Annotated in this window: 22 protein-coding genes; 20 read left to right on the top strand and 2 right to left on the bottom strand. The window is 69.6% G+C overall.

The window, feature by feature from the left end; genetic code table 11:
* The first annotated feature begins 281 nt into the window (after positions 1-281).
* The 11 genes from QNO07_RS06725 (at position 282) to QNO07_RS06675 (ending at position 8,399) form a co-directional block, all read left to right on the top strand.
* Positions 282-482, top strand: coding sequence for a hypothetical protein (locus QNO07_RS06725; RefSeq protein ID WP_283990682.1), 201 nt, complete (start codon positions 282-284; stop codon positions 480-482).
* A 242-nt stretch (positions 483-724) separates the two neighbouring features.
* Positions 725-904, top strand: a complete 180-nt coding sequence (locus QNO07_RS06720) for a hypothetical protein (protein ID WP_283990680.1) — start codon at positions 725-727, stop codon at positions 902-904.
* 84 nt (positions 905-988) lie between these two features.
* Positions 989-1,825 carry an HTTM domain-containing protein gene (locus QNO07_RS06715; protein ID WP_283990678.1) on the top strand — a complete coding sequence of 279 codons (837 nt, stop codon included), beginning with the start codon at positions 989-991 and terminating at the stop codon, positions 1,823-1,825.
* Positions 1,822-2,889, top strand: a complete 1,068-nt coding sequence (locus QNO07_RS06710; RefSeq protein WP_283990677.1) for an alpha/beta hydrolase — start codon at positions 1,822-1,824, stop codon at positions 2,887-2,889. Before QNO07_RS06715 ends, QNO07_RS06710 begins: the two co-directional genes overlap by 4 nt.
* Positions 2,886-3,440, top strand: a complete 555-nt coding sequence (locus QNO07_RS06705; RefSeq protein WP_283990676.1) for a hypothetical protein — start codon at positions 2,886-2,888, stop codon at positions 3,438-3,440. Before QNO07_RS06710 ends, QNO07_RS06705 begins: the two co-directional genes overlap by 4 nt.
* Positions 3,437-4,156, top strand: a complete 720-nt coding sequence (locus QNO07_RS06700) for a class I SAM-dependent DNA methyltransferase (RefSeq protein WP_283990675.1) — start codon at positions 3,437-3,439, stop codon at positions 4,154-4,156. The genes QNO07_RS06705 and QNO07_RS06700 overlap by 4 nt, the downstream gene beginning before the upstream one ends.
* Before the next feature lie 160 nt (positions 4,157-4,316).
* Positions 4,317-4,496, top strand: a complete 180-nt coding sequence (locus QNO07_RS06695) for a hypothetical protein (protein WP_283990674.1) — start codon at positions 4,317-4,319, stop codon at positions 4,494-4,496.
* Positions 4,493-6,289, top strand: a complete 1,797-nt coding sequence (locus QNO07_RS06690; RefSeq protein WP_283990673.1) for an ABC transporter ATP-binding protein — start codon at positions 4,493-4,495, stop codon at positions 6,287-6,289. Before QNO07_RS06695 ends, QNO07_RS06690 begins: the two co-directional genes overlap by 4 nt.
* Positions 6,286-7,743: a phytoene desaturase family protein gene (locus QNO07_RS06685; protein WP_283990672.1), complete on the top strand. Its 1,458-nt coding sequence runs from the start codon at positions 6,286-6,288 to the stop codon at positions 7,741-7,743. The genes QNO07_RS06690 and QNO07_RS06685 overlap by 4 nt, the downstream gene beginning before the upstream one ends.
* 106 nt (positions 7,744-7,849) lie before the next feature.
* Positions 7,850-8,200 carry a hypothetical protein gene (locus QNO07_RS06680; RefSeq protein ID WP_283990671.1) on the top strand — a complete coding sequence of 117 codons (351 nt, stop codon included), beginning with the start codon at positions 7,850-7,852 and terminating at the stop codon, positions 8,198-8,200.
* 25 nt (positions 8,201-8,225) lie between these two features.
* Positions 8,226-8,399, top strand: a complete 174-nt coding sequence (locus tag QNO07_RS06675; protein ID WP_283990670.1) for a hypothetical protein — start codon at positions 8,226-8,228, stop codon at positions 8,397-8,399.
* A 210-nt stretch (positions 8,400-8,609) separates the two neighbouring features.
* Here QNO07_RS06675 and QNO07_RS06670 read toward each other — a convergent pair whose 3' ends face one another.
* The gene (locus tag QNO07_RS06670) at positions 8,610-9,245 is read right to left on the bottom strand and encodes a DUF4360 domain-containing protein (protein WP_283990668.1); all 636 of its coding nucleotides are present in this window, start codon (positions 9,243-9,245) and stop codon (positions 8,610-8,612) included.
* A gap of 271 nt (positions 9,246-9,516) precedes the next feature.
* Positions 9,517-10,089 (bottom strand): Uma2 family endonuclease, encoded by a 573-nt coding sequence (locus tag QNO07_RS06665; protein ID WP_283990667.1) that lies wholly within the window; start codon positions 10,087-10,089, stop codon positions 9,517-9,519.
* Between the two features lie 225 nt (positions 10,090-10,314).
* Between QNO07_RS06665 and clpB the strand changes: the two genes are divergently transcribed.
* From clpB to QNO07_RS06620, 9 genes are all read left to right on the top strand, one after another.
* Positions 10,315-12,915 carry an ATP-dependent chaperone ClpB gene (gene clpB, locus QNO07_RS06660; RefSeq protein WP_283990666.1) on the top strand — a complete coding sequence of 867 codons (2,601 nt, stop codon included), beginning with the start codon at positions 10,315-10,317 and terminating at the stop codon, positions 12,913-12,915.
* A 148-nt stretch (positions 12,916-13,063) separates the two neighbouring features.
* Positions 13,064-13,603: a type III secretion system chaperone family protein gene (locus QNO07_RS06655; protein ID WP_283990665.1), complete on the top strand. Its 540-nt coding sequence runs from the start codon at positions 13,064-13,066 to the stop codon at positions 13,601-13,603.
* A gap of 903 nt (positions 13,604-14,506) precedes the next feature.
* The gene (locus QNO07_RS06650) at positions 14,507-14,920 is read left to right on the top strand and encodes a response regulator transcription factor (RefSeq protein WP_283990664.1); all 414 of its coding nucleotides are present in this window, start codon (positions 14,507-14,509) and stop codon (positions 14,918-14,920) included.
* 86 nt (positions 14,921-15,006) lie between these two features.
* On the top strand, positions 15,007-15,189 hold the full coding sequence (locus QNO07_RS06645; protein ID WP_283990663.1) for an FDLD family class I lanthipeptide: 183 nt from the start codon (positions 15,007-15,009) through the stop codon (positions 15,187-15,189).
* 220 nt (positions 15,190-15,409) lie between these two features.
* Positions 15,410-16,660: a lanthionine synthetase C family protein gene (locus QNO07_RS06640; RefSeq protein ID WP_283990662.1), complete on the top strand. Its 1,251-nt coding sequence runs from the start codon at positions 15,410-15,412 to the stop codon at positions 16,658-16,660.
* A gap of 3 nt (positions 16,661-16,663) precedes the next feature.
* On the top strand, positions 16,664-19,705 hold the full coding sequence (locus QNO07_RS06635) for a lantibiotic dehydratase (RefSeq protein ID WP_283990661.1): 3,042 nt from the start codon (positions 16,664-16,666) through the stop codon (positions 19,703-19,705).
* A complete protein-coding gene (locus QNO07_RS06630; protein WP_283990659.1) occupies positions 19,702-21,549 on the top strand; it encodes an ABC transporter ATP-binding protein in 1,848 nt (615 codons plus the stop codon). The genes QNO07_RS06635 and QNO07_RS06630 overlap by 4 nt, the downstream gene beginning before the upstream one ends.
* Before the next feature lie 31 nt (positions 21,550-21,580).
* Positions 21,581-22,534 (top strand): LLM class flavin-dependent oxidoreductase, encoded by a 954-nt coding sequence (locus QNO07_RS06625; RefSeq protein WP_283990657.1) that lies wholly within the window; start codon positions 21,581-21,583, stop codon positions 22,532-22,534.
* Positions 22,535-22,541: 7 nt separating this feature from the next.
* Positions 22,542-23,825, top strand: a complete 1,284-nt coding sequence (locus tag QNO07_RS06620) for an erythromycin esterase family protein (RefSeq protein ID WP_283990656.1) — start codon at positions 22,542-22,544, stop codon at positions 23,823-23,825.
* Positions 23,826-23,941 lie beyond the last annotated feature (116 nt).

Genomic DNA, 23,941 nt, shown 5'->3' with positions numbered 1-23,941 from the left:
GTGCGCGGAGCCGTGGTGCCCGCTGCGCCTGTGTTCTGGAATCAGAGGGTCGTCGCGCCCTGAACCGTGACGAGCCCGGCTGTGTGCGAAGCCATGTGCCGGCGGTGATGCGCCGTGTGCCCGCCAAAACCGCCTGATATCCGACGAGTGAATTTCCCGGCATGGACCCCAGGTTTCTGGGAAAGCGACCGATCCCGAAAAAGACTTCCCGCTGTTCGTTTTTCAACGAAGTGGGCGGCGGGATGGCCCATGTCCAAAAGCGATACGAAAGGAGAGAACTCATGCTGATGCAGAAGGTGAATTCCGACGCGTCTCTGACGGGAACCCTGGAGGCGGGCTCCGCCGTCGGCGGCGCGGCTCCGGTCATGGCCACCCCGGCCCTGATCGCGACCCCCGTGATCGCCAAGGCCGCGGGTGCCGTCGTCGGCGCCGGCGCGGTGACCGGTGCGGCCTACGTGGCGTACAAGACCGCCACCGGCTGATCCCGTACCTCGTCCCCACCCCCGTGGGCCCCGTCCTGTGAGCGGGGCCCACGAGGTCACCGACCCCAGCAGGAAGCCCTGAGGCCGCTCACCGGGGCCGGCTGGCCGTATCCCGGCGGTTGCAGCCGCCGACGTCCACCCGGTCGTGAGGAGAAGCCGTCCCAGGGCCGGTTCCCGGGGGGCGATGCCCGCCCGCCAGGACCATGCACCGTCCGCTATAGCAGACAAACGGAGGAAACACCATGTCCGTGCTCATCGAGAAGGTCAACGCCGGCGCCGGTCAGGCGTCCGAGGGTCCCGTCGCCCCCGTGATGGCCACCCCGGCCGCGTTCGTCGCCGGTGTGGTGGCCGGCGCCAAGGCCAGCGCCATCCTCACCGGTGCCGCCGGTGTCGGCGTCGCGGTCAAGACCGCCCAGAAGTAGTCGGGCACGGCGGGGAGTTCCGGCACGACGGGGCTCCCCGCCTCTCCTCCCTCCCACGCCACTTCTGCGACCAGGAAACCGATCATGCTGTCACGTCTTCGCAGGGCCGCTGACTCCGCGTGCGCCAGACCGCTTGCCACGGCCGAGCGGCTCTCCGCCGCCACCCACCTGCTGTCCAGCCTCGAGTACATGGTCCGCGGGAAGGACCGAGAGCCGGGCGGCCTCAACGACTGGACCCACACCCGCGCACAGGTCCCGGCGAAGACCGAGGCGGTGCAGAGACTCAAGGACTTCGTCGCCCGCGAGCCGGTCACCCAGGCGCTGCACGCCTCGCGTGCGCTGGCCGCCGCGGTGCTCATCTCACCGGTCCGGAACAACACCGTGCGCATGGCCGCCAACGCCTACCTGGCCGGCAGCCAGATCCTCATCTACCCGCGGCACCTGTTCGGCACCGACGGCTCGGACCAGGTCTCCTTCCTGGTGCAGACCGCCGCCGCACTGGGCCGGGCCGGCGGGACCGACGCCACCCGCAACGCCGCCGTGCACTTCATCGGCGCGCAGACCGTGCTGTCCTACGGGGCCTCGGGCTGGGCCAAGCTGCCAGGCGACGCGTGGCGGTCCGGCGACGCCCTCGCCAAGATCATGCGCACCCAGACCTACGGCGACGAGTGGTTCTTCCAGCAGCTCGACCGGTACCCGGCCGCCTCGCGCGCCCTGTGCCACGTCGTGCTCGCCCTGGAGTGCGGCTTCCCGCTGCTGCTCCTGAAGAAGGGCAGGTACATCGACGCCGGGCTGCTCGTCATGGGCGGCTTCCACCTGGCCAACGCCCGCTTCATGGGACTGTCCCGCTTCGCCTGGGCGTTCGTCTCCACCTATCCGTCCGTGCGGGCACTCGCCAAGGGCACCGGGGAGGCAGCATGAACACCTGGACGTTCCCGGCACTGACCAAGGCCGGCCTCGCCGCCTGCCTGGCCGCCGGCCTCGCCCACCAGACGTACGCGACGCTCAGCTGCCGCGCCGGCCACACCGGCTTCGAGCAGCGCCGGCTGCGCTGCCAGAACGGCAACATCGTCACCTACCACGTGCGCCGCGGCGCCCCCGGCGGGCCGACGGCGGTGTTCGAGGCCGGGCTGATGAACACCTCCGCCGCGTGGCTGCTGGTCGCCGACCACCTCGACCCGACGATCACCGTCGTGCTCACCGACCGTGCCGGATACCGCAGTTCGCTGCGCCGCTGCCCCGAGGACTACTCGCTGAACGAGTCCGTCAGCGACCTGGCGGAGATCGTCACCGAGGCCGTCGAGCCCGGCTCGCCCTGCGTGCTGGTCGGGCACTCCCTCGGCGGCTACCTCGTGCACCGCACAGCCGCCGCACTCCCGGAGCGGGTGCACGGCGTGGCGCTCGTCGACCCCACCCACCCCCGGGAACTGCTCCACTCCCGGCAGCAGCGGGAGGGCTCGCGCGGGGTGAACCTGACGATGAAGCTCGGGCCGGTGTCGGCGGTGCTCGGCGCCGGGCTGCTGCTCGACAAGAAGGGGCTGTTCGCCTACGCCGAGGGCAGCCCCTACTACCGGACCCTGCGACTGGAGGGCTCGGCCACGTCCACCTGGCGCACCGCGCGCCGCGAGTGGGACTACACCTACGCGTTCATGCTCGACGGGGGCCGTCCGCTGGACCGCCTCGACGTGCCTGTCTCGGTCGTCGCGGCGGAGTCGACCCTGCAGGGCACACCCGAACACCGCGACCTGTACGAGGAGTACCTGTCGTCGGGCAGCGGCGGTCGGATCGACACCGTGTCCGGCTCCAGCCACCTGTCGGTCATCGGCGGTGTGGAGCACGCCCCGCCGGCCACCACGGCGATCGAACAGGTGGTCACCGACGCGGTCGCCCACTTCGGGCGCACCCGGCAGCAGCAGGGAGCGGAACCCGCCGGTGCGGGGGCGCGGCGGGACCTGGAACCGGAGAAGCAGGGGGAGGCGGCGTGAGCGCCAGGACAACGACCACCGCGGTGATGGAACGGGCCGTGCCGGCGATCCTGGCCGGCTGGTTCGTGGCCTCGGTGCTGGGCCAGCACCCCGACCGGGGTTTTGACAAGGTCCGCAGCACCGACAAGACCGGCACCGGCATCCTCATCCCCAACTGGCGCTTCTTCGCGCCCAATCCGGCGGTCGAGGACCAGCACTTCCTGTACCGGCTGGCGTCCGCGGACAAGACGCGGCACACCGAGTGGCGCGAGGTGTACGCCATCGCGCCGCGCCGGATGATCCACGCCTTCTGGTTCCCCGGCCGCCGCATCGAGAAGGCCATCTTCGACGTGGCCTCGACGCTGGTGCACAACCCGGGCGCGATGACGCCGCTGCACCAGGAGGCCAAGCAGTCCGCGTACCGGCTCATCAACGACTTCGTCCGGCAGCGGCTCACCCCGGAACCCGGCTACCCGCTGTTCCAGGTGCTGCTGGTGCGCTACTCCGGTTACGACCACAGCGAGGACCCCAAGTACGACCTGGTCTTCGAATACGAAGAGGTGAACCCGTGACGGGCGACGTGCAGTACGGCACCGAGGTGGCGTCGGTCTACGACTCGCTGATCGCACCCGCGATGCCCGCCGAGGACGCGGTGGAGCTGCTGCGACCCCACGTCACCGGGGCCCGGGTGCTGGAGGTCGGCGTCGGCACCGGCCGCATCGCCGTCCCCGTGGCGGCGCTCGCCGCCGAACTGGTCGGCATCGACAACTCGGCGCCGATGCTCGACGAGTTCCGGGCGAAGGCGGTACCGGGCAACGTGGCGCTCGTCCAGGCGGACTTCCGCCGGCCGCTGCCCGTGGACGGGCCGTTCGACGCGGCGTACTCCACGATGGGCTCACTGGCCTGCGTGGGCACCCGGGAGGAGCTGACGTCGGCCCTCACCCACGTCCGGGAGGTACTCGCCCCCGGCGGCGTGCTGTGCCTGGAGTACTACGCCACCAGCGCCTACCGGCCGCTCGTCGCCCAGCACGTCCTGACCGTGCCCACTCCGCACCACGGCGGCACCACCACGTTCACCGTCACCCTCGACGACCGCGACGTGCTCACCATGGGCACCCGCGTCGACGAGGACGGCAGGCCGCCGGTGGAGTTCGGGGAGAGCGTGCTGCTCATCGAGCGCGACGAGGTCGAAGCGTGCCTGAAGCAGGCCGGGTTCGCCGTCGACGAGGTGCGTCCGGCCGAAGGCCTCCAGCCCTACGACTGGTACACGGTCCGCAGCACCGCCTGACCACCCGGCTCCGTCCCGCTCCCTCCGGGACGGAGCCGGCACCACCGCCCGTCCACGCCCGCCACCGACACCGCACACCCGCGTGCCCGGCAGGCACGCGCACACCACGCAGGGAGCGCCACAGGTCCGGCGCCACGCAAGCCAAGCAGGAGGTCCGGAAGTGCTGACAGCCAGTCGCGCAGGGTGGTTCGCCGCCACGTTCGTCTTCGTCCTACCGGCCATGCTGGTGATGTTCCGCGACGGCGGTGACCTCACCCGCGACGCGTGGGTCAAGAGCCTCGTCTTCGCCGCGATCATCGCCGCGATGATGTCGCTCTTCCTCGGTAAGGGTGACCAGTGAACATCTCCGCGATCGTCCGCCGCCACCGCCTGCTGCTGGGCTCCGGCACCCTGCTCGGACTGCTGGGCACCGTCGCGACGCTGGTGCAGCCGCTGCTCATCGGCGACCTGATCAAGGCCGTCGCGCTCGACGAGCCCCTGCTGTGGCCCATCGTGCTGATCGGCGCGCTGTTCGCCGCCGACGCGCTGCTGGCCGCCGTGCACTTCTACCTGATCGGGCGCGCCGGCGAGAACATCGTGCTCGACATGCGCACCACGCTCACCGGGCGCCTGCTGCACTCGCAGATCCGGGCCTTCAACAAGCTGGAGCACGGCGACGTCTTCACCCGGACGCTCGCCGACACCTCCATCGCCCGCGTCGCGCTGTCCTCCTCCGTCGCGCAGATGATCACCGCCGGGTTCACCAGCGTCGGCTGCATCGCCGTCATGGCCTGGATCGACTGGCGCATGCTGCTGGCCACCGCCGGCTGCCTCGGTGTCGCCTCCGCCGTCGCCCTGGGCCTGGCCCGCGCCGTGCGCCGGGCCGCGGTGCAGAACCGCGAGGACACCAGCGACTACGGTTCCGGGCTGCTGCGGGTGCTCGGCGCGCTGACCACCGTGAAGGCGTCCCGCGCCGAGCGGCGCGAGGCCGAGCGCCTCGCCGGGCTCGCCGACGGGGCCCGCGTCAGCGGCATCCACGTGACGCGGCTGTCGGCGATGCTGATGCCGGCCATGAACGTCGGTACCCAGGTGTCGCTCGCCGTGGTCATCGCCTGGGGCATGGCCCGCACCGCGACCGGCGCGCTGCCCATCGAGGACCTGACGGCGTTCATCATGTACCTCTTCTACCTGGTGTCGCCGCTGGTGATGCTGTTCATGGCGCTGGGTGAGTTCCAGCAGGGCCGGGCCGCCATCGACCGGGTCAAGGACCTCGCGGACGTCGAACAGGAGACCCCGGCGGACCCTGCCGAAGCAGCCGAAGCTGCCAATGCTGCCGGCCCCGATGGCCCGGCCGACCCGCAGGCCGCCGCCAAGGCCGCCGCGACCGGTGCCAGGACCGTGGAGGGCGCGCCGGCGGTGGAGTTCAGCAACGTCACGTTCTCCTACACCGAGGACGCCGCCCCCGCCGTCGACGGCATCTCCTTCTCGCTGCCCGCCACCGGCGTCACCGCCGTCGTCGGCCCCTCCGGCGCGGGCAAGACCACCCTGTTCCAGCTGATCGAGCGGTTCTTCGTCCCCGACTCCGGCACCATCCGCCTCTCCGGCGCCGACGCCGCCCGCCTCCCGCTGGACGAACTGCGGTCCCGCATCGGCCTGGTCGAGCAGGAGGCGCCGCTGATGCGCGGTACCGTGCGCGACAACCTGGTGTACGCCCGCCCGGACGCCACCGACGAGGAGATCCGCGAGGCGCTCGCCGCGGCCCACCTCACCGATGTCGTCCAGGCGTTGCCCGACGGCCTGGACACCGAACTCGGCGAGAGCGGCACCGGGTTGTCCGGCGGGCAGCGGCAGCGCCTGGCCATCGCCCGCTCGCTGCTGACCCGGCCCGCGGTGCTGCTGCTCGACGAGGCGACCTCGCATCTGGACTCCGACTCCGAACGCGCCCTGCGGGACGCCATCGACACCATCGGCGCCCGCTGCCAGGTGCTGACCATCGCGCACCGCATCTCCACCACCATCGGCGCGGACCGCATCCTCGTCGTGGAGGAAGGGCGGCTGCGGGCCAGCGGCACCCACGCCGAACTGATGGACTCCGACAGCACCTACCGGCGCCTCGCCAGCCACCAGCTGGCGCCCTCCGGAGCCGCCTCGTGACGGATGCCGCCGTCGTCGGCACCGGCCCGAACGGGCTGGCCGCCGCCGTCACCCTGGCCCGGGCCGGGCTGAAGGTCGCCCTGTACGAGAAGGCCGACACCATCGGCGGCGGGCTGCGCAGCGCCCCGCTGTTCGACCGCGACGTCACGCACGACATCTGCTCCGCCGTGCACCCGATGGCCGCCGCCTCGTCGTTCTTCCGCCGGTTCGACCTGCCCGCCCGCGGCGTGCGGCTGCTGCAACCCGACGTGCCCTACGCGCACCCGCTGCCGGACGGCGACGCGGCAGCCGCCTGGCGCTGCCTGGAACGCACCGCCGAGCACCTCGGCGCGGACGGCCGGCGCTGGACCCGGCTGATGGGCCCGCTCGCCGCCCGTTCCCGGGCCGTCACCGACCTGCTGCTGTCCGACCAGCGCACCCTGCCCCGGGACCCCCTCGCGACGCTGCTGCTCGCGACTCGGGTCCCGGCCCACGCCCTGCCCCGCTCCCCGTTCCGCGGGGAGCGGGCACGGGCCCTGCTGGCCGGGGTGGCCGCGCACGCCGTGGGGCGGCTGCCCTCGCTGACGTCGTCGGCGGTGGCGATGCTGCTGGCCCACACCGCGCACAGCAGCGGCTGGCCGCTGCCCGAGGGCGGCAGCGCCCGCATCGCCGACGCCCTGGCGGCCGACATCACCGCGCACGGCGGGGTGTTCCACACCGGCCACCACGTGCAGGACCTGGCCGAACTGGGCCCGGTGCCGATCGTGCTGCTCGACGTCAGCCCCAAGGAGCTGCTGCGGGTGGCCGGTCCACGGCTGCCCGACCGGTACGCCCGGGCCCTGCGGCGCTTCCGCTACGGGCCGGGCGCCGCGAAGGCCGACTTCCTGGTGGACGGCCCCGTGCCGTGGCGGAACCCGCTGGTGGGACGGGCCGGCACGGTCCATCTCGGCGGCACCCGGGAGGACGTCCACCGGCAGGAGACGGCCACCGCCGCCGGGCGGGCCGTCGCCGACCCGTTCGTCCTGGTCGTCGACCCGGCCGTCACCGACCCCTCGCGTGCGGTGCGCGGCCGGCGGCCGGTGTGGGCGTACGCGCACGTCCCGCACGGCGACACCCGCGACCCGGTGGACATGATCCGCCGCCGTATCGAGCAGTACGCGCCCGGTTTCGGTGACACGGTGATCGCCTCCCGCGGCCTGTCCGCCGCCCAGTACGAGGCGTACAACCCCAACTACGTGGGCGGCGACATCGCCGCCGGTGCCATGGACCTGCGGCAGGCGCTGGCCCGCCCGGCCCTGCGCCTCGACCCGTACAGCACGCCGCTGCCCGGCGTGTACCTGTGCTCGGCGTCGACCCCGCCGGGCCCGTCGGTGCACGGCATGTGCGGGCACCTGGCGGCGCTGTCGGCGCTGCGGCGCCACCACGGTGTGCGCACCCCGCCCGACCTGTCCCCAGCGAAGAAGGAGCTGATCTGATGCGTGCCGTCCGCTGGTCCGCCGCCGCAGCAGCCGCGGCCCTGGCCCTCCTGGCCTCCGCGGCCCCCGGCCTCCGCGGCCCCCGGCCTCCGCGGCCCCGGCCGCAGTGCCGCCGGGCGCGGTCGCCTGGTCGGCCGCGCACGGCTCGGCGACCGCTTCGGGCCACCGCTGGACCGAGCCCGGACAGGTGCTGTTCCGGGACCTGGTGATGGCCGGTCAGCTCACCCGCACCGGTGAGGGATGCTCTTCGGTGTGGGTCCGGTTCACCTTCGACTTCTTCCCCGCCCCCGCGAGCAAGCTGGCGCAGGTGTGCGGCAGCGGTTCGGTGGACATTGATCTGCGGCAGTCACTCATGCCGACGACCACCGGCCGCCTCACCGTCTGCGAGGGCACCGAGACCGCCACGGACTGTGCTCCGTGGCAGACGATCACCTCGTGGCCAGTCAACCGGGACTGACCACCCCATCGAGAGGAGAAACCGCATGAACGGCATCGACAAGAAGGACCTGGACGAGGTCATCGTGAAGACCTACAACGAGGTCAAGACGGCCGTCACCACCCACAGCGAGAAGAGCATCCAGATGTACAGCCACGCGCTGCGGGCGCTGGTCGAGCTGCGCGCGGCCGTCGACGCCGACGAGCGCGCGGGCAGCTGACCGCCGGGAGAACACCCCAGCGGCCCACCGCGGCTCCCGACGGCACCCCTCGGCGCAGGCGGGGCCCCGCGGGAGGTCGGCCCCCGAACCCACCACCAGTGCGGGTTCGGGGGCCGACGCCTTTTCCTTTGCTCTCCGGGCGCGGGTTTCCCGCATCCGCACGGGTCAGGCCTTCCCGTGCGGCGGGGAATCAGCGGGGAGTTGCGGCGGTCAGCACTTCTTCCACGCGAGGTGGTAGATGGTGTTGATGTTTCCGTCGGTGGAGTCCATCGCCATGAAACTGGTGGTCTTCTTCGGGTCGGACGTTCCGGCGTTCACCCGGAGTTCGGTGTTGATGTTGAAATTGCGCTGTTCGCCGCAGGGCGCGTAGACGAGTGCCGCGATGTCGGTGACGTCGGTGCTCTGCCAGTAGTCGCTGTAGGCGCCGGTGAACGAGTGCGAGCGGTGCTCGGTCTGCGACATGCCCTGGAAGTAGTAGTTGGCGCGCTGCACGGCCGAGGCGCCCTTCTCCAGGGAGGCGAAGCCCCGGTAGTCGGCCTGCGCGATGGCGTAGGTGAAGCCGTGCGGCACGTGCACCCGCAGGCTGAGCTGGCAGTTCTTGCGGAAGTCGGTCGGCTTGGCGCCCACGCCGACCTGCGCGAGATAGTCGCTGTAGGTCACGGTGAACGCGGTGTTGTCCGGCGCGACGGCCACCGCGGCGGTGCCTGCCGGGCATCCGGAGCCGTTCACCGTGGCCAGGGTGATAACGATCTTGTCCGGCGGTGTCGGCAGCGGCTGTGCGGTGGCTGCCGACGACGCGACGAAGAGCGAGGCGACGGCACCGAAGACGGCCAGCAACTTCACCATGGAATTCCTTCCGGTCGGTCCCCCGTCGGTGAGAAGTGCGGTGATGTGCGGGTACATGCCAACACGGAAAGCCGTGGGAGAAGGCAGCCGTTATCGGCCAAACAGAAGGCGGCGGGTGTTTGGCCGACGGCGGCCCGGCGCTTTCCGGCCGTCGCCGGGGAAAGGTGGCCGGCAGGAATGCGCACGGCCGAAAGGCGGCCCTTCGCGGACCGGAAGTGTCACGTCCGGCGGGGCGGGCGGCCTCGCGCACCGGCTGGGGCCAGGGTGCGGCTCAGCCGAAGTCGGCTGTCTCCAGCTCGAAGCCGAACGGCTCGGGCAGCGGTACCGGCTTGCCGAAGGCGCGGGAGATCGCCCGCGTGTAGTCGTCGCCGTCCGGTTCGCTGAGCAGCGTGACGCTGCTGCGCTCGCGGTCGATCAGCAGGTACAGCGGAATGCCCGCGAGCGCGTAGCAGGCACGCTTGGTCCCACGGTCGCCGAACGGTTTGCTGCTCGTCACCTCGGCGACCATGGCCACTCCGTCACAGGGCATCCACGGCTCGGCGCCGCGGAACAGCCGCAGGGAGCGCGGGGCGAACGTGGCGTCGGGAATCGCCCGGTTGCGCGGGCACAGCCCGCCACGCGGCAGGATCAGCCCCTTGTTGCCGGAGACGTCCATCTCGGTGGTGGCGCTCCGCACCACCTGCCGTACGACAGTGGAGATGTAGTCCTCGTGATCGCCGTCCGGTGGTGGTGCCACAACGATCTCCCCCTCGATGAGCTCGGCCTTGAACCCCTCGGGGGTCTCCAGGGCCAGGAAGCTCTCCAGGAGGAGCTGTTCCTGCGTCGGTGGTGGCTCGTGTGCCATGGCCGTCATGCTGCACCCCCCAGCGGTCGAAGGCCAGTCCTACCGAACCGGTGTCGCTGAGCGCAGCTCACGGGCCGCACGTTCACGCTGAAGAGTGGCGTGATCTACAGAAGAAACGATGACCCCACGCCTTGAGTGGAATAGACTCAACTTTGTACACGTTGATTGAGTCAGGGCACGGGGAGTCCCGCAGCCGTCAGGTGTACCGAGGAGGAGAGAACGCAGATGGATGCCGAGCTGACCAACAAGAGCCGAGACGCGATCAGTGCGGCCAACAACCGTGCCATCACCGGCGGCCACCCCGACATCACCCCTGGACACCTGCTGCTGGCCCTGCTGGAGGGCTCCGACAACGAGAACATCCAGGACCTGCTGGCCGCGGTCGACGCCGACCAGGCCGCGGTCCGGTCCGCCGCCGAGCAGCAGCTCGGCGCGCTGCCGACGGTGCAGGGCTCCACGGTCGCCAGGCCGCAGCCCGACCGCGAGTTCCTGGCGGTCATCGCGGACGCGAGCGGCCGGGCGAAGGCGCTGGACGACGCCTACGTCTCCACCGAGCACCTGCTCATCGCCGTCGCCGACAAGGGCGGCCAGGCCGGACGGCTGCTGGTCCAGCAGGGTGCCACGGCGAAGAAGCTGACCGAGGCGTTCCAGGCGAACCGCGGCGGCCGGCGGGTGACCACCGCCGACCCGGAGGGCACCTACAAGGCGCTGGAGAAGTTCGGCACCGACTTCACCGAGGCGGCCCGCGAGGGCAAGCTCGACCCGGTGATCGGACGCGACCAGGAGATCCGCCGGGTCGTCCAGGTGCTGTCCCGCCGGACGAAGAACAACCCGGTTCTCATCGGTGAGCCCGGCGTCGGCAAGACGGCCGTGGTGGAGGGCCTGGCCCAGCGCATCGTCAAGGGCGACGTGCCCGAGTCGCTGCGCAACAAGCGCCTGGTCTCGCTCGACCTGGGCGCGATGGTGGCCGGCGCGAAGTACCGCGGCGAGTTCGAGGAGCGGCTGAAGACGGTCCTGTCGGAGATCAAGTCCAGCGACGGTCAGATCATCACCTTCATCGACGAGCTGCACACCGTCGTGGGGGCCGGCGCGGGCGGTGACTCGGCGATGGACGCGGGCAACATGCTCAAGCCCATGCTGGCCCGCGGCGAGCTGCGCATGGTCGGTGCGACGACGCTCGACGAGTACCGCGAGCGGGTCGAGAAGGACCCGGCGCTGGAGCGCCGCTTCCAGCAGGTGCTGGTGGCCGAACCCACAGTCGAGGACTCCATCGCGATCCTGCGCGGCCTCAAGGGCCGCTACGAGGCGCACCACAAGGTGCAGATCGCGGACAGCGCGCTGGTGGCCGCCGCGACCCTCTCCGACCGCTACATCACCTCCCGCTTCCTGCCGGACAAGGCCATCGACCTGGTCGACGAGGCCGCGTCCCGGCTGCGCATGGAGATCGACTCCTCCCCGGTGGAGATCGACGAACTCCAGCGGTCGGTGGACCGGATGAAGATGGAGGAGTTGGCGCTCGCCAACGAGTCCGACCCCGCGTCCCAGGACCGCCTGGCCCGCATCCGGCGTGACCTGGCCGACCGGGAGGAGGAGCTGCGGCAGCTCACGGCGCGCTGGGACAAGGAGAAGCAGGCGCTGAACCAGGTCGGTGCGCTGAAGGAGCGGCTGGACGAGCTGCGCGGCCAGGCCGAACGCGCCGAGCGCGAGGGCGACTTCGACGCCGCGTCCAAGCTGCTGTACGGCGAGATCCCGTCCGTGGAGCGCCAGTTGGCCGAGGCAGCCGAGGCCGAGGAGGAGGCCGCCAAGGACACCATGGTCAAGGACGAGGTCGGCGCCGACGACATCGCCGACGTGGTGGCCGCCTGGACGGGCATCCCGGCGGGCCGGCTGCTGGAGGGCGAGACACAGAAGCTGCTGCGCATGGAGGAGGAACTGGGCAACCGGCTGATCGGCCAGGGTGAGGCCGTGCGCGCGGTGTCCGACGCGGTGCGCCGCAGCCGGGCCGGCATCGCCGACCCCAACCGCCCCACCGGCTCGTTCCTGTTCCTCGGGCCGACGGGTGTCGGCAAGACCGAGCTGGCGAAGGCGCTGGCGGACTTCCTCTTCGACGACGAGCGGGCCATGGTCCGCATCGACATGAGCGAGTACGGCGAGAAGCACTCGGTGGCCCGCCTGGTCGGCGCACCTCCCGGGTACGTCGGCTACGAGGAGGGCGGCCAGCTCACCGAGGCCGTACGGCGCCGGCCCTACAGCGTGGTGCTGCTGGACGAGGTGGAGAAGGCCCACCACGAGGTCTTCGACGTGCTGCTCCAGGTCCTCGACGACGGCCGGCTCACCGACGGGCAGGGCCGCACAGTCGACTTCCGCAACACCATCCTCATCCTCACCTCCAACCTCGGCAGCCAGCACTTGATGGACCCGCTGGCCAAGCCGGAGGAGCGGCGCGAGAAGGTGCTCGGCGCGGTCCGGGCGGCGTTCCGGCCGGAGTTCCTGAACCGGCTGGACGACCTGGTGGTGTTCTCCGCGCTCAGCGGCCCGGAGCTGGAACGCATCGCCAGGCTGCAGATCGCGAGCCTGCAGCGGCGGCTCACCGAGCGGCGGCTCACGCTGGACGTCTCGGACGAGTCGCTGCACTGGCTGGCCGTCGAGGGCAACGACCCGGCCTACGGGGCCCGGCCGCTGCGGCGGCTGGTGCAGACGGCGATCGGCGACCAGCTCGCCCGGGCGATCCTCAGCGGCGACGTGCTGGACGGCGACACCGTCCGGGTCGACGTCACCGGCGACGCGCCCGGCACCGCCCTCACCGTCACACCGGTCCGCGCCTGAGCCGGTCCGGCCCGGAGGCGCCCGGCCTGCCCGTTCGGCTCACAGCCGGACCGGCAGGCCGGTCCCGTCCTCACCCGTTCGGCCCGGGCTTGCCAGGACGGGGCAGAGGTGAGGGAGGATGGCCGGAGCCGTACGAAGGGAACCTCACGTGAGCATCGACCCGTCCTCGATTCCGAATTTCGGGGGCCAGCAGCCCGAGCCGCAACCGAGCGGGGGCCCGGCCGGACCGGTCGTCCCTGACCAGGACCTGGTCAAGCAGCTTCTTGAGCAGATGGAACTGAAGTACGTCGTCGACGACGAGGGCGACCTCGCGGCGCCGTGGGAGGAATTCCGCACGTACTTCATGTTCCGTGGCGAAGCGGAGCAGCAGGTCTTCTCGGTCCGCACGTTCTACGACCGGCCGCACTCCATCGACGACAAGGTGAAGATCCTCGAGTCGATCGACGACTGGAACCGCCGCACCCTGTGGCCCAAGGTCTACAGCCACACCCACGACGACGGCACGGTGCGCCTGATCGGTGAGGCGCAGATGCTCATCGGCACCGGTGTCGCGCTGGAGCACTTCGTGTCCAGCACGGTCAGCTGGGTGCGGGCGTCGATCGAGTTCGACAAGTGGCTGCTGGAGGCGCTCGGCCTGGAGAAGAACGCCGAGGGCACCGAGAACCCGGAGGAGCCGAAGGGGGACTGACCTCCTCCCCATCGGCACCACCACCGAGTAACACGGCGCCACCCCGCACCACGGCACCACCCGACGGCCCCGGACAGCGACGCCTGGCGATCTGCTGCCCGGGGCCGTCGGCGTGTCCTTTGCTGATCTCCTCGCGCCAGGGACCGTCATGCCTCCAGCCGTCTGCAGTTGGATTCCCCGGGACGCCTCATAGTGGCTCGCTCCGGCGAGGTGCTCCTGGAATCACGGACTCCGAATCGTTCATCGACCAGGGAAGTCCTTGATCGTTAAACCAACTTGAGGCGGAAACTCGTTTCGGCCATTGCTTATAGGTGTCGCCGAAAGGTGTTGCATTCGCAATTGGAACGTGTGACGCACGTCACATAAGAGGGAGTTGATCTCAGCCTGTGGACGATACATAGTGTGTAGCGCAACGTTAAGAGCCGACCAAACTTAACTTGGCAATGGGGGAAGTGCCTGAAAAGACCATGCGTGCGCCTGTACTCACGGTGGCCGTTTCTTTTGCTTATGGATTCTTGTTTCGTCGTGTAGAACACTGGTTCTTCGTGCCCCTGTAGTGCTTGCCAAGAGCGACGGCACGGCGAATCCGAGACCGTCTTCCAGGGCCTCGCCCGCCTTTTGAGTGGGCGTTCAACGGCATAGTGCGGCGAGTTGGACACGTTCGCCGATGGTCAACCGGTCATCGCGTCCCCCAGTCTCTCCCTTGGCCTGCCGGACCAGCCGTGCAGGGCCACGGGATGCCTGCGCAAGCCGACGTCAACCTCTTACCTGCGCTTCTCGTGCCCGAGTTGCGGTACCGCAACTCGCGGGGACCGCACTCACCGAATGGGCCTGCACCAGGACTGACCCTCCTGGGCCGCAGTCCCCGGTCACAGCACCTCGCATGTCGATTCAGGGGGAATTATGCGAGCAGATCAGGTCGTGCCCAGGCCGGCGGCCGCGTGTCAAGCGAAGGGCCATTGCGGGTGCGGACGCCCCGCGGCCGTCGAAGGGCCGCAGTGGAAGCATGCGCTGAAGAAAGTCAACAGGCTGACCCCGCGGGAACGTGAGGTGTTCACGCTGTTATCCGAGGGTTCGTCCAACCAGTGGATGGCCGACCAGCTCAAAGTGACCGAACGCACGGTCCGCGCGCATCTGGCCGCCATCATGGAGAAACTCGGAATCAGTTCCAGGATGGCGGCCTGCCTGGCGGCCTACTACTTCTGTACGGAACTGGCCGTCGATCACCCGGTTCCACCCGGGCAGCACCATGCGTCAGCAGCAGTCACGGTAAACACTGTCGCAGACGACAATGGTGGGCTATCGCCGACTGAATGAAAATTCCTTTTGCGTGCGGAGAACGCCCTTCACGCACCCGTGCCGATTCTGCGCGGGTTTCATCAGAATGCTCGAAAGGAATGAACATGTCGGACGCATTCGACCTCGACGCTCAGGTCAACACGCCGAAGGCCGGTGAAACGGAGGTCGGCCCGCTGTCCATCTCGTCCATCGCGACCCGAACGGTCTGCACTCGTGTCGCATGCAAGGTGACCAGCACCTGCGCCTGCACGTCCCTCTGCACCGCCCTGTGCCGTCCCGAGCAGTAGTCCGCAGTAGTCCGCAGTAACACGCGCCAGTCAGGCGCGGAGCGCTGCGACGGGTGCTGCCGTGATGCTGGCACGGCAGCACCCGTACGCCGCCATGGCTTCCCAGTCCCGTCATGAGACAAGGAAAAGAACGATGCCACGCGTCCCTGACACTACTGACAGCTGGATCGGGCTGGAGGACGGCCTACTGGCGGAACGAGTCCGGCGCACGGTCACCCACGTGACGGAACGTACCTCTGACACCGCACAGCTCACCGAACTCGTGCTGCAGAGCGCCGAACAGTCTCCCCGGCCAACAGGCTGGTACCCACCCAGCGTCAGCAGTGGACAGGCCGGCGCCGCTCTGCTGCACCTGTACGCTGCGTCGGCCGGGTTGGGCAATCTGGACGCAGCTTTCCACCACCTCCGCGAAGCAGTGGCGGCCACCTCCGTTGAACCGCTGAGCGGCCCTGGGCTCTTCGCCGGCACCAGCGGTCTCGCGCTGACGGTGGCCGAATGCGTACGTCTGGAACCTCGTTTTCGACCCAGTCTCGACCGGCTGCACGAGCAACTGGCCAACCAGGTGCTCGACACCGATTACCCGAGGGTCGAGCGAGCGGTCAGCGACGTCGACTACGACCTCATCACCGGAGCGGCCGGAACACTGGCCTACCTGAGCTCCGTCGAGAAGCCGACGGACCGGGTGCGCGGGGCGGCCGAGCGACTGCTCGATTACCTGATCTGGCTCACCGGCCCAGCACAGACCCCGGCCACACCTCACCGCTGGCTGCTCACCCCTGACGTCTACCCACCCCTGCCCAGCTACCGGGAGAAATGGCCTCACGGCTACCTGAACCTGGGGTTGTCACACGGCATGCCGGGGGTCGCCGCCGCGTTGGCCGTGGCCTGGCGGGCTGGTCTGCGGAGGCCAGGGCACCGGGGCGCGATCGACGCACTGGCCACGTGGATCGTTGCCCAGTCGCATACCGACGAGCACGGCCCGGTTTGGTCGGATGGCACCGGCGTCAGCCCGGAGGGTGTCGAACTCCCGGCATCCTGCACGGGAGACCAGCTCGCCTGGTGCTACGGCACCGCTGGGGTCGCCGGCGCCCTGTTGACCGTCGCCGTGAGCCTGGGTGACGACAGTCTGCGCAAGGTGGCCGTCGAGGCGTTCGAGGCCGTGCTGGAGCGGACCGCCCGAACGCGCCCGCTGTCGCCCACTCTCTGCCACGGACAGGCCGGACTTCTCATGCTTTGCCTGGAGTTGGCGCCGTGGAGCGGCGCCGCCCGAGCAGCCCTGCCGCGACTCACCGAGGAGTTGCTGGAGCATGCTGACCCGCAGCGACCTCTGCTTTTCGCCGATCAGGACGAGCCGGGTGTCCTCGTGGATGACCCCACCCTGCTCACGGGTGCCTCCGGTGTGGCACTGACGCTGATCGCGGCGCTGAGTGCCGAACGGCCCGGTTGGTTCCGCCTCTTCCTCGCGAGGTGACGCATGGCCACCTACACACCCGCAGGCTTCTTCATGCTGCGCACGCCCGCACTTCCATTTAACGAGTTCCTCGACCTGATGGCGGACCCGTCCCGGACCGACGACAAGGTGATGCGACTCGCGCAGCGGCCGGCCGTACGACGTGCCCTGCTCGTGGCGAGCGAGGACCTGACCACGACCCTGGACCGGGGCCTGGACGCCCTCAGTCCGAAGCGAGCAGCCAAGGTGCGCTCGCGGCTGCTTCGCTATCTCATCAGGATGGCCACCAGGCCCACTCCGTTCGGTGCGTTCTCCGGGGTGGGGGTCGGCGCCTTCGGCCCCAGCAGCACATTGCACCTCGGCAGCCCGGCGCTCGGACGACTCCGGGTGCGTACCGACATGAGCTGGCTGCTGTCGTGGATCAAGGAGGTGGAGGAGGACCCCGAACTGCTGCGGCACCTCCCGGTTCGGCTGAACCTGATGGCCCACCGGGCCGGTGACCGGGTCGTGCTTCCGCAGGCGGATAAGTACGGGCAGGGGGACAGCAGGACGGTGCGCATCCGGGCGACCCCAGCCGTTGACGTGGTGTGGGCCGCCGCAGCCCACTGCGTCCCCTACCAGCGGATAGTCGACGAACTCACCGCCGCCTTCCCCGAGGAGGACTCGAACACCGTTGAAGGGCTGGTCCGCCAACTATGGGACCTCGGGTTTCTGGTCGGCGATCTGCGACCGCCGCAGACCGCGGCCCGCCCAGAGCAGGACGTGTTGAAGGCTCTGGCCGACGTACCGCACGCTGCCGACGCCGCGGAGCGGCTGCGAGGAGTCGCCGAACTGGCCGAGCGTGCCGATGACGTCGCCTCGCTGCGTCGGCTCAAGGCCACTCAGACCGCCCTGCTGCCCGAGTACCGCGGCCAGACCTATCAGGCCGACGCTGCGCTCGACCTGCGCGCACCCCAGCTGAATACGTCCGTCGGTGAAGCCGCAGCAGACGCCGTGGACGTACTGATGCGGCTGTCCACGACGCTCGGAAGGGCGCACCACCTCACGCGCTACCGCGAGGAGTTCGAGGAGACCTACGGTGCCGGCACGCGCGTGCCGGTGCTCGAACTTCTCAGTGCCGACCAAGGGCTTGACGCCCCGCCCACCTACACAATGCCCCCGCGCAGCATTGAGCTGCCAGCCGCGCCCCAGCCGGACGCCAGCCGCCGGGACCGGGCGCTTCTCCGCTTCGCCCAGGAGGCATGGTGGCAGCGCGCTCAGGAGGTCGAGCTCACCGACGCCTGGCTTGACCGGATCGCGCCGCGCTCGGACACCGGGGTCTGGCCGCCGGCCATGGACGCCTATCTGCAAATCGCCGCCACCAGCCGGGAGGCGATCGACGCCGGTGAGTGGCGTGCGGTCCTGCGTGCCGACGGGCTTGCGTACGGCGGCCGAACCTTCGGCCGCTTCCACGACCTCATCGACGAACCCTCGCTACGAATGGTGCACGACTTCGCCCACCAGGAGGAGCGGCTGAACCCCGAGGTGGCGTACGCGGAGCTCGCCTATCTCCCGTCGTACGGCAGGGCCGCGAACGTGGCTGTCCGTCCGAGCGTCCGGCCGTATGAGATCCCGATCAACACCGTCCCATCCGTGGCCGAGGACCGGACGATCCCGCTTGACGACATTCTCGTCGGGGCTACGAACCGCCGCTTCTACCTGTGGTCCAAACGGCTCGACCGGGAGATCGTGGTCGCGCAGCACCACATGCTGAGTCCGGCGCTAGCGCCGAACGTGGCGCGGTTTCTGACCGAGGTGTCGCTGGACGGCTACGTTCTGCCGACCGGCTTTTACTGGGGATCGCTCGAATCGTCGCCCTTCCTGCCCCGGGTCACGCGGGGCCGAATCGTGCTGCGCGTCGCCCAGTGGCAGATTACGCAGGAGGAACGCGACGATTTGGACGGCTGGTTCGCCCGCTGGCAGGTGCCGCGACACGTCTTTCTTGTGAACGGGGACAACCGGCTGTTGCTCGACCTCGACAACCCCGTCTGTGTCGACGAGCTGCGCGCCGAACTCCGTAACAAGCCGGAGGTTGTGCTGCACGAGATGTTGCCGGGACCGGACCACACATGGGTAAGCGATGATGACGGCAAGACCTATCTCGATGAGCTGGTTGTCCCGGTCGTCGCCAAGGACGCCGGACGGGTGGCACGCGACGCCGTCTTCCCCAGCCCGCAGGTGCCGGTCCGGCGCCACCTGCCAGGCGGCGAATGGACGTTCCTGAAGCTCTACGCCGTACCCGAGCGCCATGACGAGATCATCACGGGTCCGCTGCGCGCGGTCGTGGCCGAACTGCGTGCACACGGTTTGCTGGACCGCTGGTTCTACCTACGCTACGCCGACCCTTTCCCGCATCTGCGTATCCGCGTCCGGGGCTCGGCGCCGGCGGAGCTCCTCACCACGTTCACCGGTTGGGGCCGCGATGTCGTCGCGCAGGGCATGGCAAGGGACCTCGCGGTCTCCAGCTACGCCCCCGAGGTCGCTCGGTACGGCGGTGTGGATACGTTCGACGCGGTGGAGCGGCTCTTCGCCGCCAACAGTGAGGTGGCTGCAGCGCTCATCGCCACGAAGATCGGCCTCGAGCCGGAGTTCCTCGGCGTCGCCACGCTGGACATACTCCACGCCCAGTGGGGCATGTCCCTCGCGGAGCGCACTACCCGGCTGAGCCACGTCAAGGAGGACGAAGCCACACGCAGACAGTTCCGGGACAACCGCGACTACCTGTGCGAACTGCTGACCCCCTGGGAACGGTTCACCCATCCCGAGGGAGCGCGGCACCGCAGCCGTCTCGCCGAGCTGCTGGCACCCCAAGCCACCGCCGTCACCGAGGTCGCCGAGGCCGTACGCGCGGCGACCGCACGTGGCACGCTGGTCGGCACGGCGGACGACGTGCTCGGCAGCCTGGCTCATGTGCAGTTCAATCGGCTTCTTCCGGTGGATCTCGAGCGCGAGAAACACTGCCATCGACTCTGGGGCCAGACTCTCCGCGCCATCCGCGGCCGACTGGTGGCACGGGGGCAGCAATGATCTGGCTCCGCGTGATGCGGCTCTTCTGGCAGCTGAGCCGTACACGGGTCACGGCGTACACCGTCGTGACGGTCCTTTCAGCCGCCGTTCCCGGAATCCAGATCGCGTTGACCGCGGCGGCCGTGCAGGCCGTCGCGGACGCGATCGGTGGGTCGGAGGCGGCAGGGGACCAAGCGCTCCGGTACGCCGTGTTGCTGCTCTTGCTGGCGATCGCCAACCATCTGCTCGGCACCTGCATCCAGTACCTGGACTCCCTGCTCAGGCTGGAGCTCACCACGAAGATCGGTGAGCGAGTGATGCGAAAGGGGACATGCCTGGAACTGCAGCAGTACGAGAGCGCTGACTCCTACGACAAGCTCCAGCGCGCGTTCCAGGAGAGCAACGGAGGCCGGATCTACCAGCTGTTCTCCCAACTCCTGGACGTAGGGCGCGACCTGATCACCATCGTCTCGGTGGGCTCGGTCCTCTTCGTCTGGAGCCCATGGGTGGCGCTGTTCATCCTTCTTGCCCCCATACCCGCGGCCATCTCCCACATGATCTACGCGCACAAGGCGTTCGAGATCGAGTTCGCTCGGGCGCCCGAGCGCCGTCGCCTCTTCTACTACCAGTACCTGACCACCACCGACCACTCCTTCAAGGAAGTCCGTCTCTTTCAACTGGCGCCCACGCTCGTCAGGCGTTACCAGGAACTCGTGCAGAAGTTCTTCCGGGTGGACAGGGGGCTGGCCCGCCGGCAGTCGATGCTCTCCGGGCTGCTCGGCACCCTCAGCGTCGGCGCATCCTCCGGGGCGATCATCTGGGCCATCCACAGTGCGATCACTTCCGGGCAGATTGGCCAACTCGCCGGCTACCTGCAGGCGATCGGCACGATTCAGGTGACCGCCATCAGCATGCTGCTCGGCTTCTCCTCGCTCTACAAAGACACTCTCTTCCTCGGAAATCTGTTCGACTTTCTCGACATGCCGGAGCGCGCCATCACCGGTGGTAGCCGGGACTTCCCGGCGAGGCTGACCAAGGGCATCGAGTTCCGCCACGTCAGCTTCGCCTATCCGGGTACGGGCAGGCTCGTCCTGGACGACGTGAGCTTCCGGCTGGCGGCGGGTGAATGCATGGCGCTCGTCGGCCGGAACGGTGCCGGAAAGACGAGCATCGTCAAGCTGCTCACCCGCCTCTACGAGCCGACCAGTGGACAGATCCTGATCGACGGCGTCCCCATTGAGGAGTACGACGTCGAGCAGCTCCAGCGGAACATGGGCGTGATCTTCCAGGACTTCATCCGGTACGAGATGCCGGTCCGGGAGAACATCGGGTTCGGCCGCGTCGACTACCTGGCGGACAACACCCGTATTCGCAGCGCCGCGCAGGCGGGCGGTATCGCTCCCGCCGTCGACGCCCTCCCCCAGCGCTACGACACCATGCTCGGCCGCCACTTCGAGGATGGGCACCAGCTCTCCGGCGGCCAGTGGCAGAAGATCGCGCTCAGCCGTGCGTTCATGCGCAAGGCCCCGATCGTGGTGCTCGACGAACCGACCGCCGCCATCGACGCGGCTGCCGAGGCCGAGATCTTCGGTCGGCTACGCACCGTTGCGCAGGGCGCAACCTCTCTCCTCATCGCGCACCGCTTCTCGACCGTACGTGTCGCGGACAAGATCATCGTCATCGAGGACGGCAAGCTGATCGAGGAGGGCTCACACGAGACGCTTATGAAGCTCGGCGGTACCTACGCCTATCTTTTCAATCTCCAGGCCGCCGGATACACCTCCAGCGATCAACCCGGGGCCGACGGCCGTCCCGAGACCGAGCCCGCGACATCCGAGGCTGGGCCTCGGACAGAGCAGGGGTGACAACATGCGCTGTTCCCTCATCTTCCCCACTATGGCAAAGGACCCGCTGAGCTTTCTCCCGTTCGCCGAGTTGGTGCAGGAAGGGCACGCCGCGCGGCTGTGGCAGGGACAGTCGCTGAGTCTGGAAACGCACCAGATGTTCGCCTACCTGGCCGGCCGCGGCTTCGACATCCCGGTCGGTACGAGCGTTGTCCTGATGCCGATGCGACACGCCTTCGAAGCCGCCGTGCAGGCGCGATCGCTGTCGCGCCTCACCGGCCGACGCACCGTGTTGGGCGTCGGGCCCGGAGCGCCGGACTTCACCGCCGAACTGCGAGGCGAGCCCTACACGAGCCCGCGCACCGCGTGCATCGACTACCTGGACGCCACGCGGCACTTCCTCGGTCAGTCTGAAGCCTTCCCCTCAGGCGGGCAGCGAGGTGCCGCACCACTGCTTCCGGGTCTCGAACACCCCGGTGTGGAGCTCGGGCTCGGCGTGCTGCGGCCGGTACTGGCACGGGCCGCGGGAATGGCTGCTGACGCGGCGATCAGCTGGATGACACCCCCGGGCTACGTAGCGGACGTCTTGCTGCCTGCCATGGCCAAGGGTGCGGCTGAGCGCGGCCGACCGGTGCCCCGGATGGTGACCGTGGTGCACGCGGCTCTGGCGGGGCCCGGTCGGGACCCCTACCAGCTCGCGCTCGCCGCAGCGAGGGCGCACCTCAGCACCGCGCACTACACCGACATGCTGCGGCAGGCCGGTCTGCGGCTGCATCCTTCCCAGCCATATCTGGGCGCGCGTGCCCTGGTCGATTCGGGCACGTTTCTCTACGGTTCAGCCGAGGAGATTCACGCCGGACTCCGTGAGTACGAGGTGGCCGGGGTCGATGAAGTCGTCCTGAATCTCTCTGGTGTGGCCGCGACATACGGCTACGGTGCGGCAGCGGAAGATCTGCGCCGCATCCTGACGAGGTCGGGATGCAGGACTGCCGACCGGACGGAGTGACGGGAAGATGGCAACTCCCCATGGGCAATCGCCCGCACCGCAGGGCTTGACGGACTGGCTGGCGGAGCAAGCCTGGCGGCTGGAGCGCCTGACCGCGGGCGGGCGGTGTGAGGACTTGGCGCCCTTCGGTGCCGCCCTGTCCGGGGTACGCATCGTCGGCCTCGGTGAAGCGACACACGGCAGCCGGGAGTTCTTCCAGCTCAAGCACCGCATCTTCGAGTTCCTCGTCGTGGAAGCCGGCTTCACCACACTGGCGCTGGAGGCGAGCGAATCCGCCGCCCGGGCAGTGGACGGCTACGTCCAGGGTGGTGGCGGCGACCCCGGGGAGTTGATGGGACGCCTGGGCTTCTGGACCTGGCACACCGAGGAGATGCGTGCGCTTGTGACCTGGATGCGGGCGCACAACCAGCGCGCCGCGCCCGGGCGGCGGGTGCGCTTTGTGGGGATCGACCCACAGCGTTCCCGGGCGTCCGTCGCGTACGTCACCGACTTCCTCCACCAGGTTGCGCCGGCAGAGGCGGTGGCCGCACAGTCCGCGCTCGCACCGCTCGACACCGCCCGGCCGGGGAGCCGGCCCGACCCCCAGCAAGGGCTCCGCGCCTCGGCCGAGCGCCTGCTGGACCTGCTGACCGACCGGCGGGCGGAGTTCACCGCGCAGGTGGGCGCGGAGGCGACCGAGGCAGCGATCAGCCACACCCACGTGCTCGTCAGGTCCGCGGACCTGGTGACCCTTTCCTTCGACACGCGCTTGTTCACCGCCCGCGACCGGTACATGGCCGAAGCCGTGAGTGCCGTCGTCGACGGCACCGGGCCGGCCGGTCCCAACGGCAGCGGCGAGGAGAAGGTCGTGGTCTGGGCACACAACGGCCATGTGTCCCGGGGTCACTACATGCCCGGCGTGCCCGCCCTCGGCCACCACCTGCACCAGCGTTATGGCGACGCCTACTACTCCCTCGGCATGCTCTTCGGCGCGGGTGCGTTCCGCGCCCGCCGGGGTCGCAACATGCGCCGGCCCGCCGTCCCGCACCGGATCAGCAGACCGGGAGTGGGCTCACTGGAGGCCGAGCTCGCTCAGGCCGTCCCGGGCGACCACCTCGTTGATCTGCGCGCCGCCCGGACCGCCCCCGCCGAGGTACGGGACTGGCTGGGCAGGCAGCACAGGCATCGCAGCCTGGGCGCCAACGTGCCGCGTTTCACCTACCGGCTGCACCACGCCCCGACAGTGCCCGCCCAGGACTACGACGGCCTTGCCTACGTCGAGACCTCCACCTGCTCCCGCCCCCTGCCGTGAGCGGAGACGAGCCATGGGAGCAGCCCGTCAAGGTCAGCACGTGAAGGGCTCATGCCGGGCAAGGTCGTGGTGCGAAGGCACGTGGGAACCCCGGTGTGCCGACCGCGTCAGCCCAC

Source organism: Streptomyces sp. 549, from assembly GCF_030124175.1.
Taxonomy (GTDB): domain Bacteria; phylum Actinomycetota; class Actinomycetes; order Streptomycetales; family Streptomycetaceae; genus Streptomyces.
Note: the sequence above shows the minus strand (reverse complement) of the source record. Positions and strands in the feature narration are given on the sequence as shown.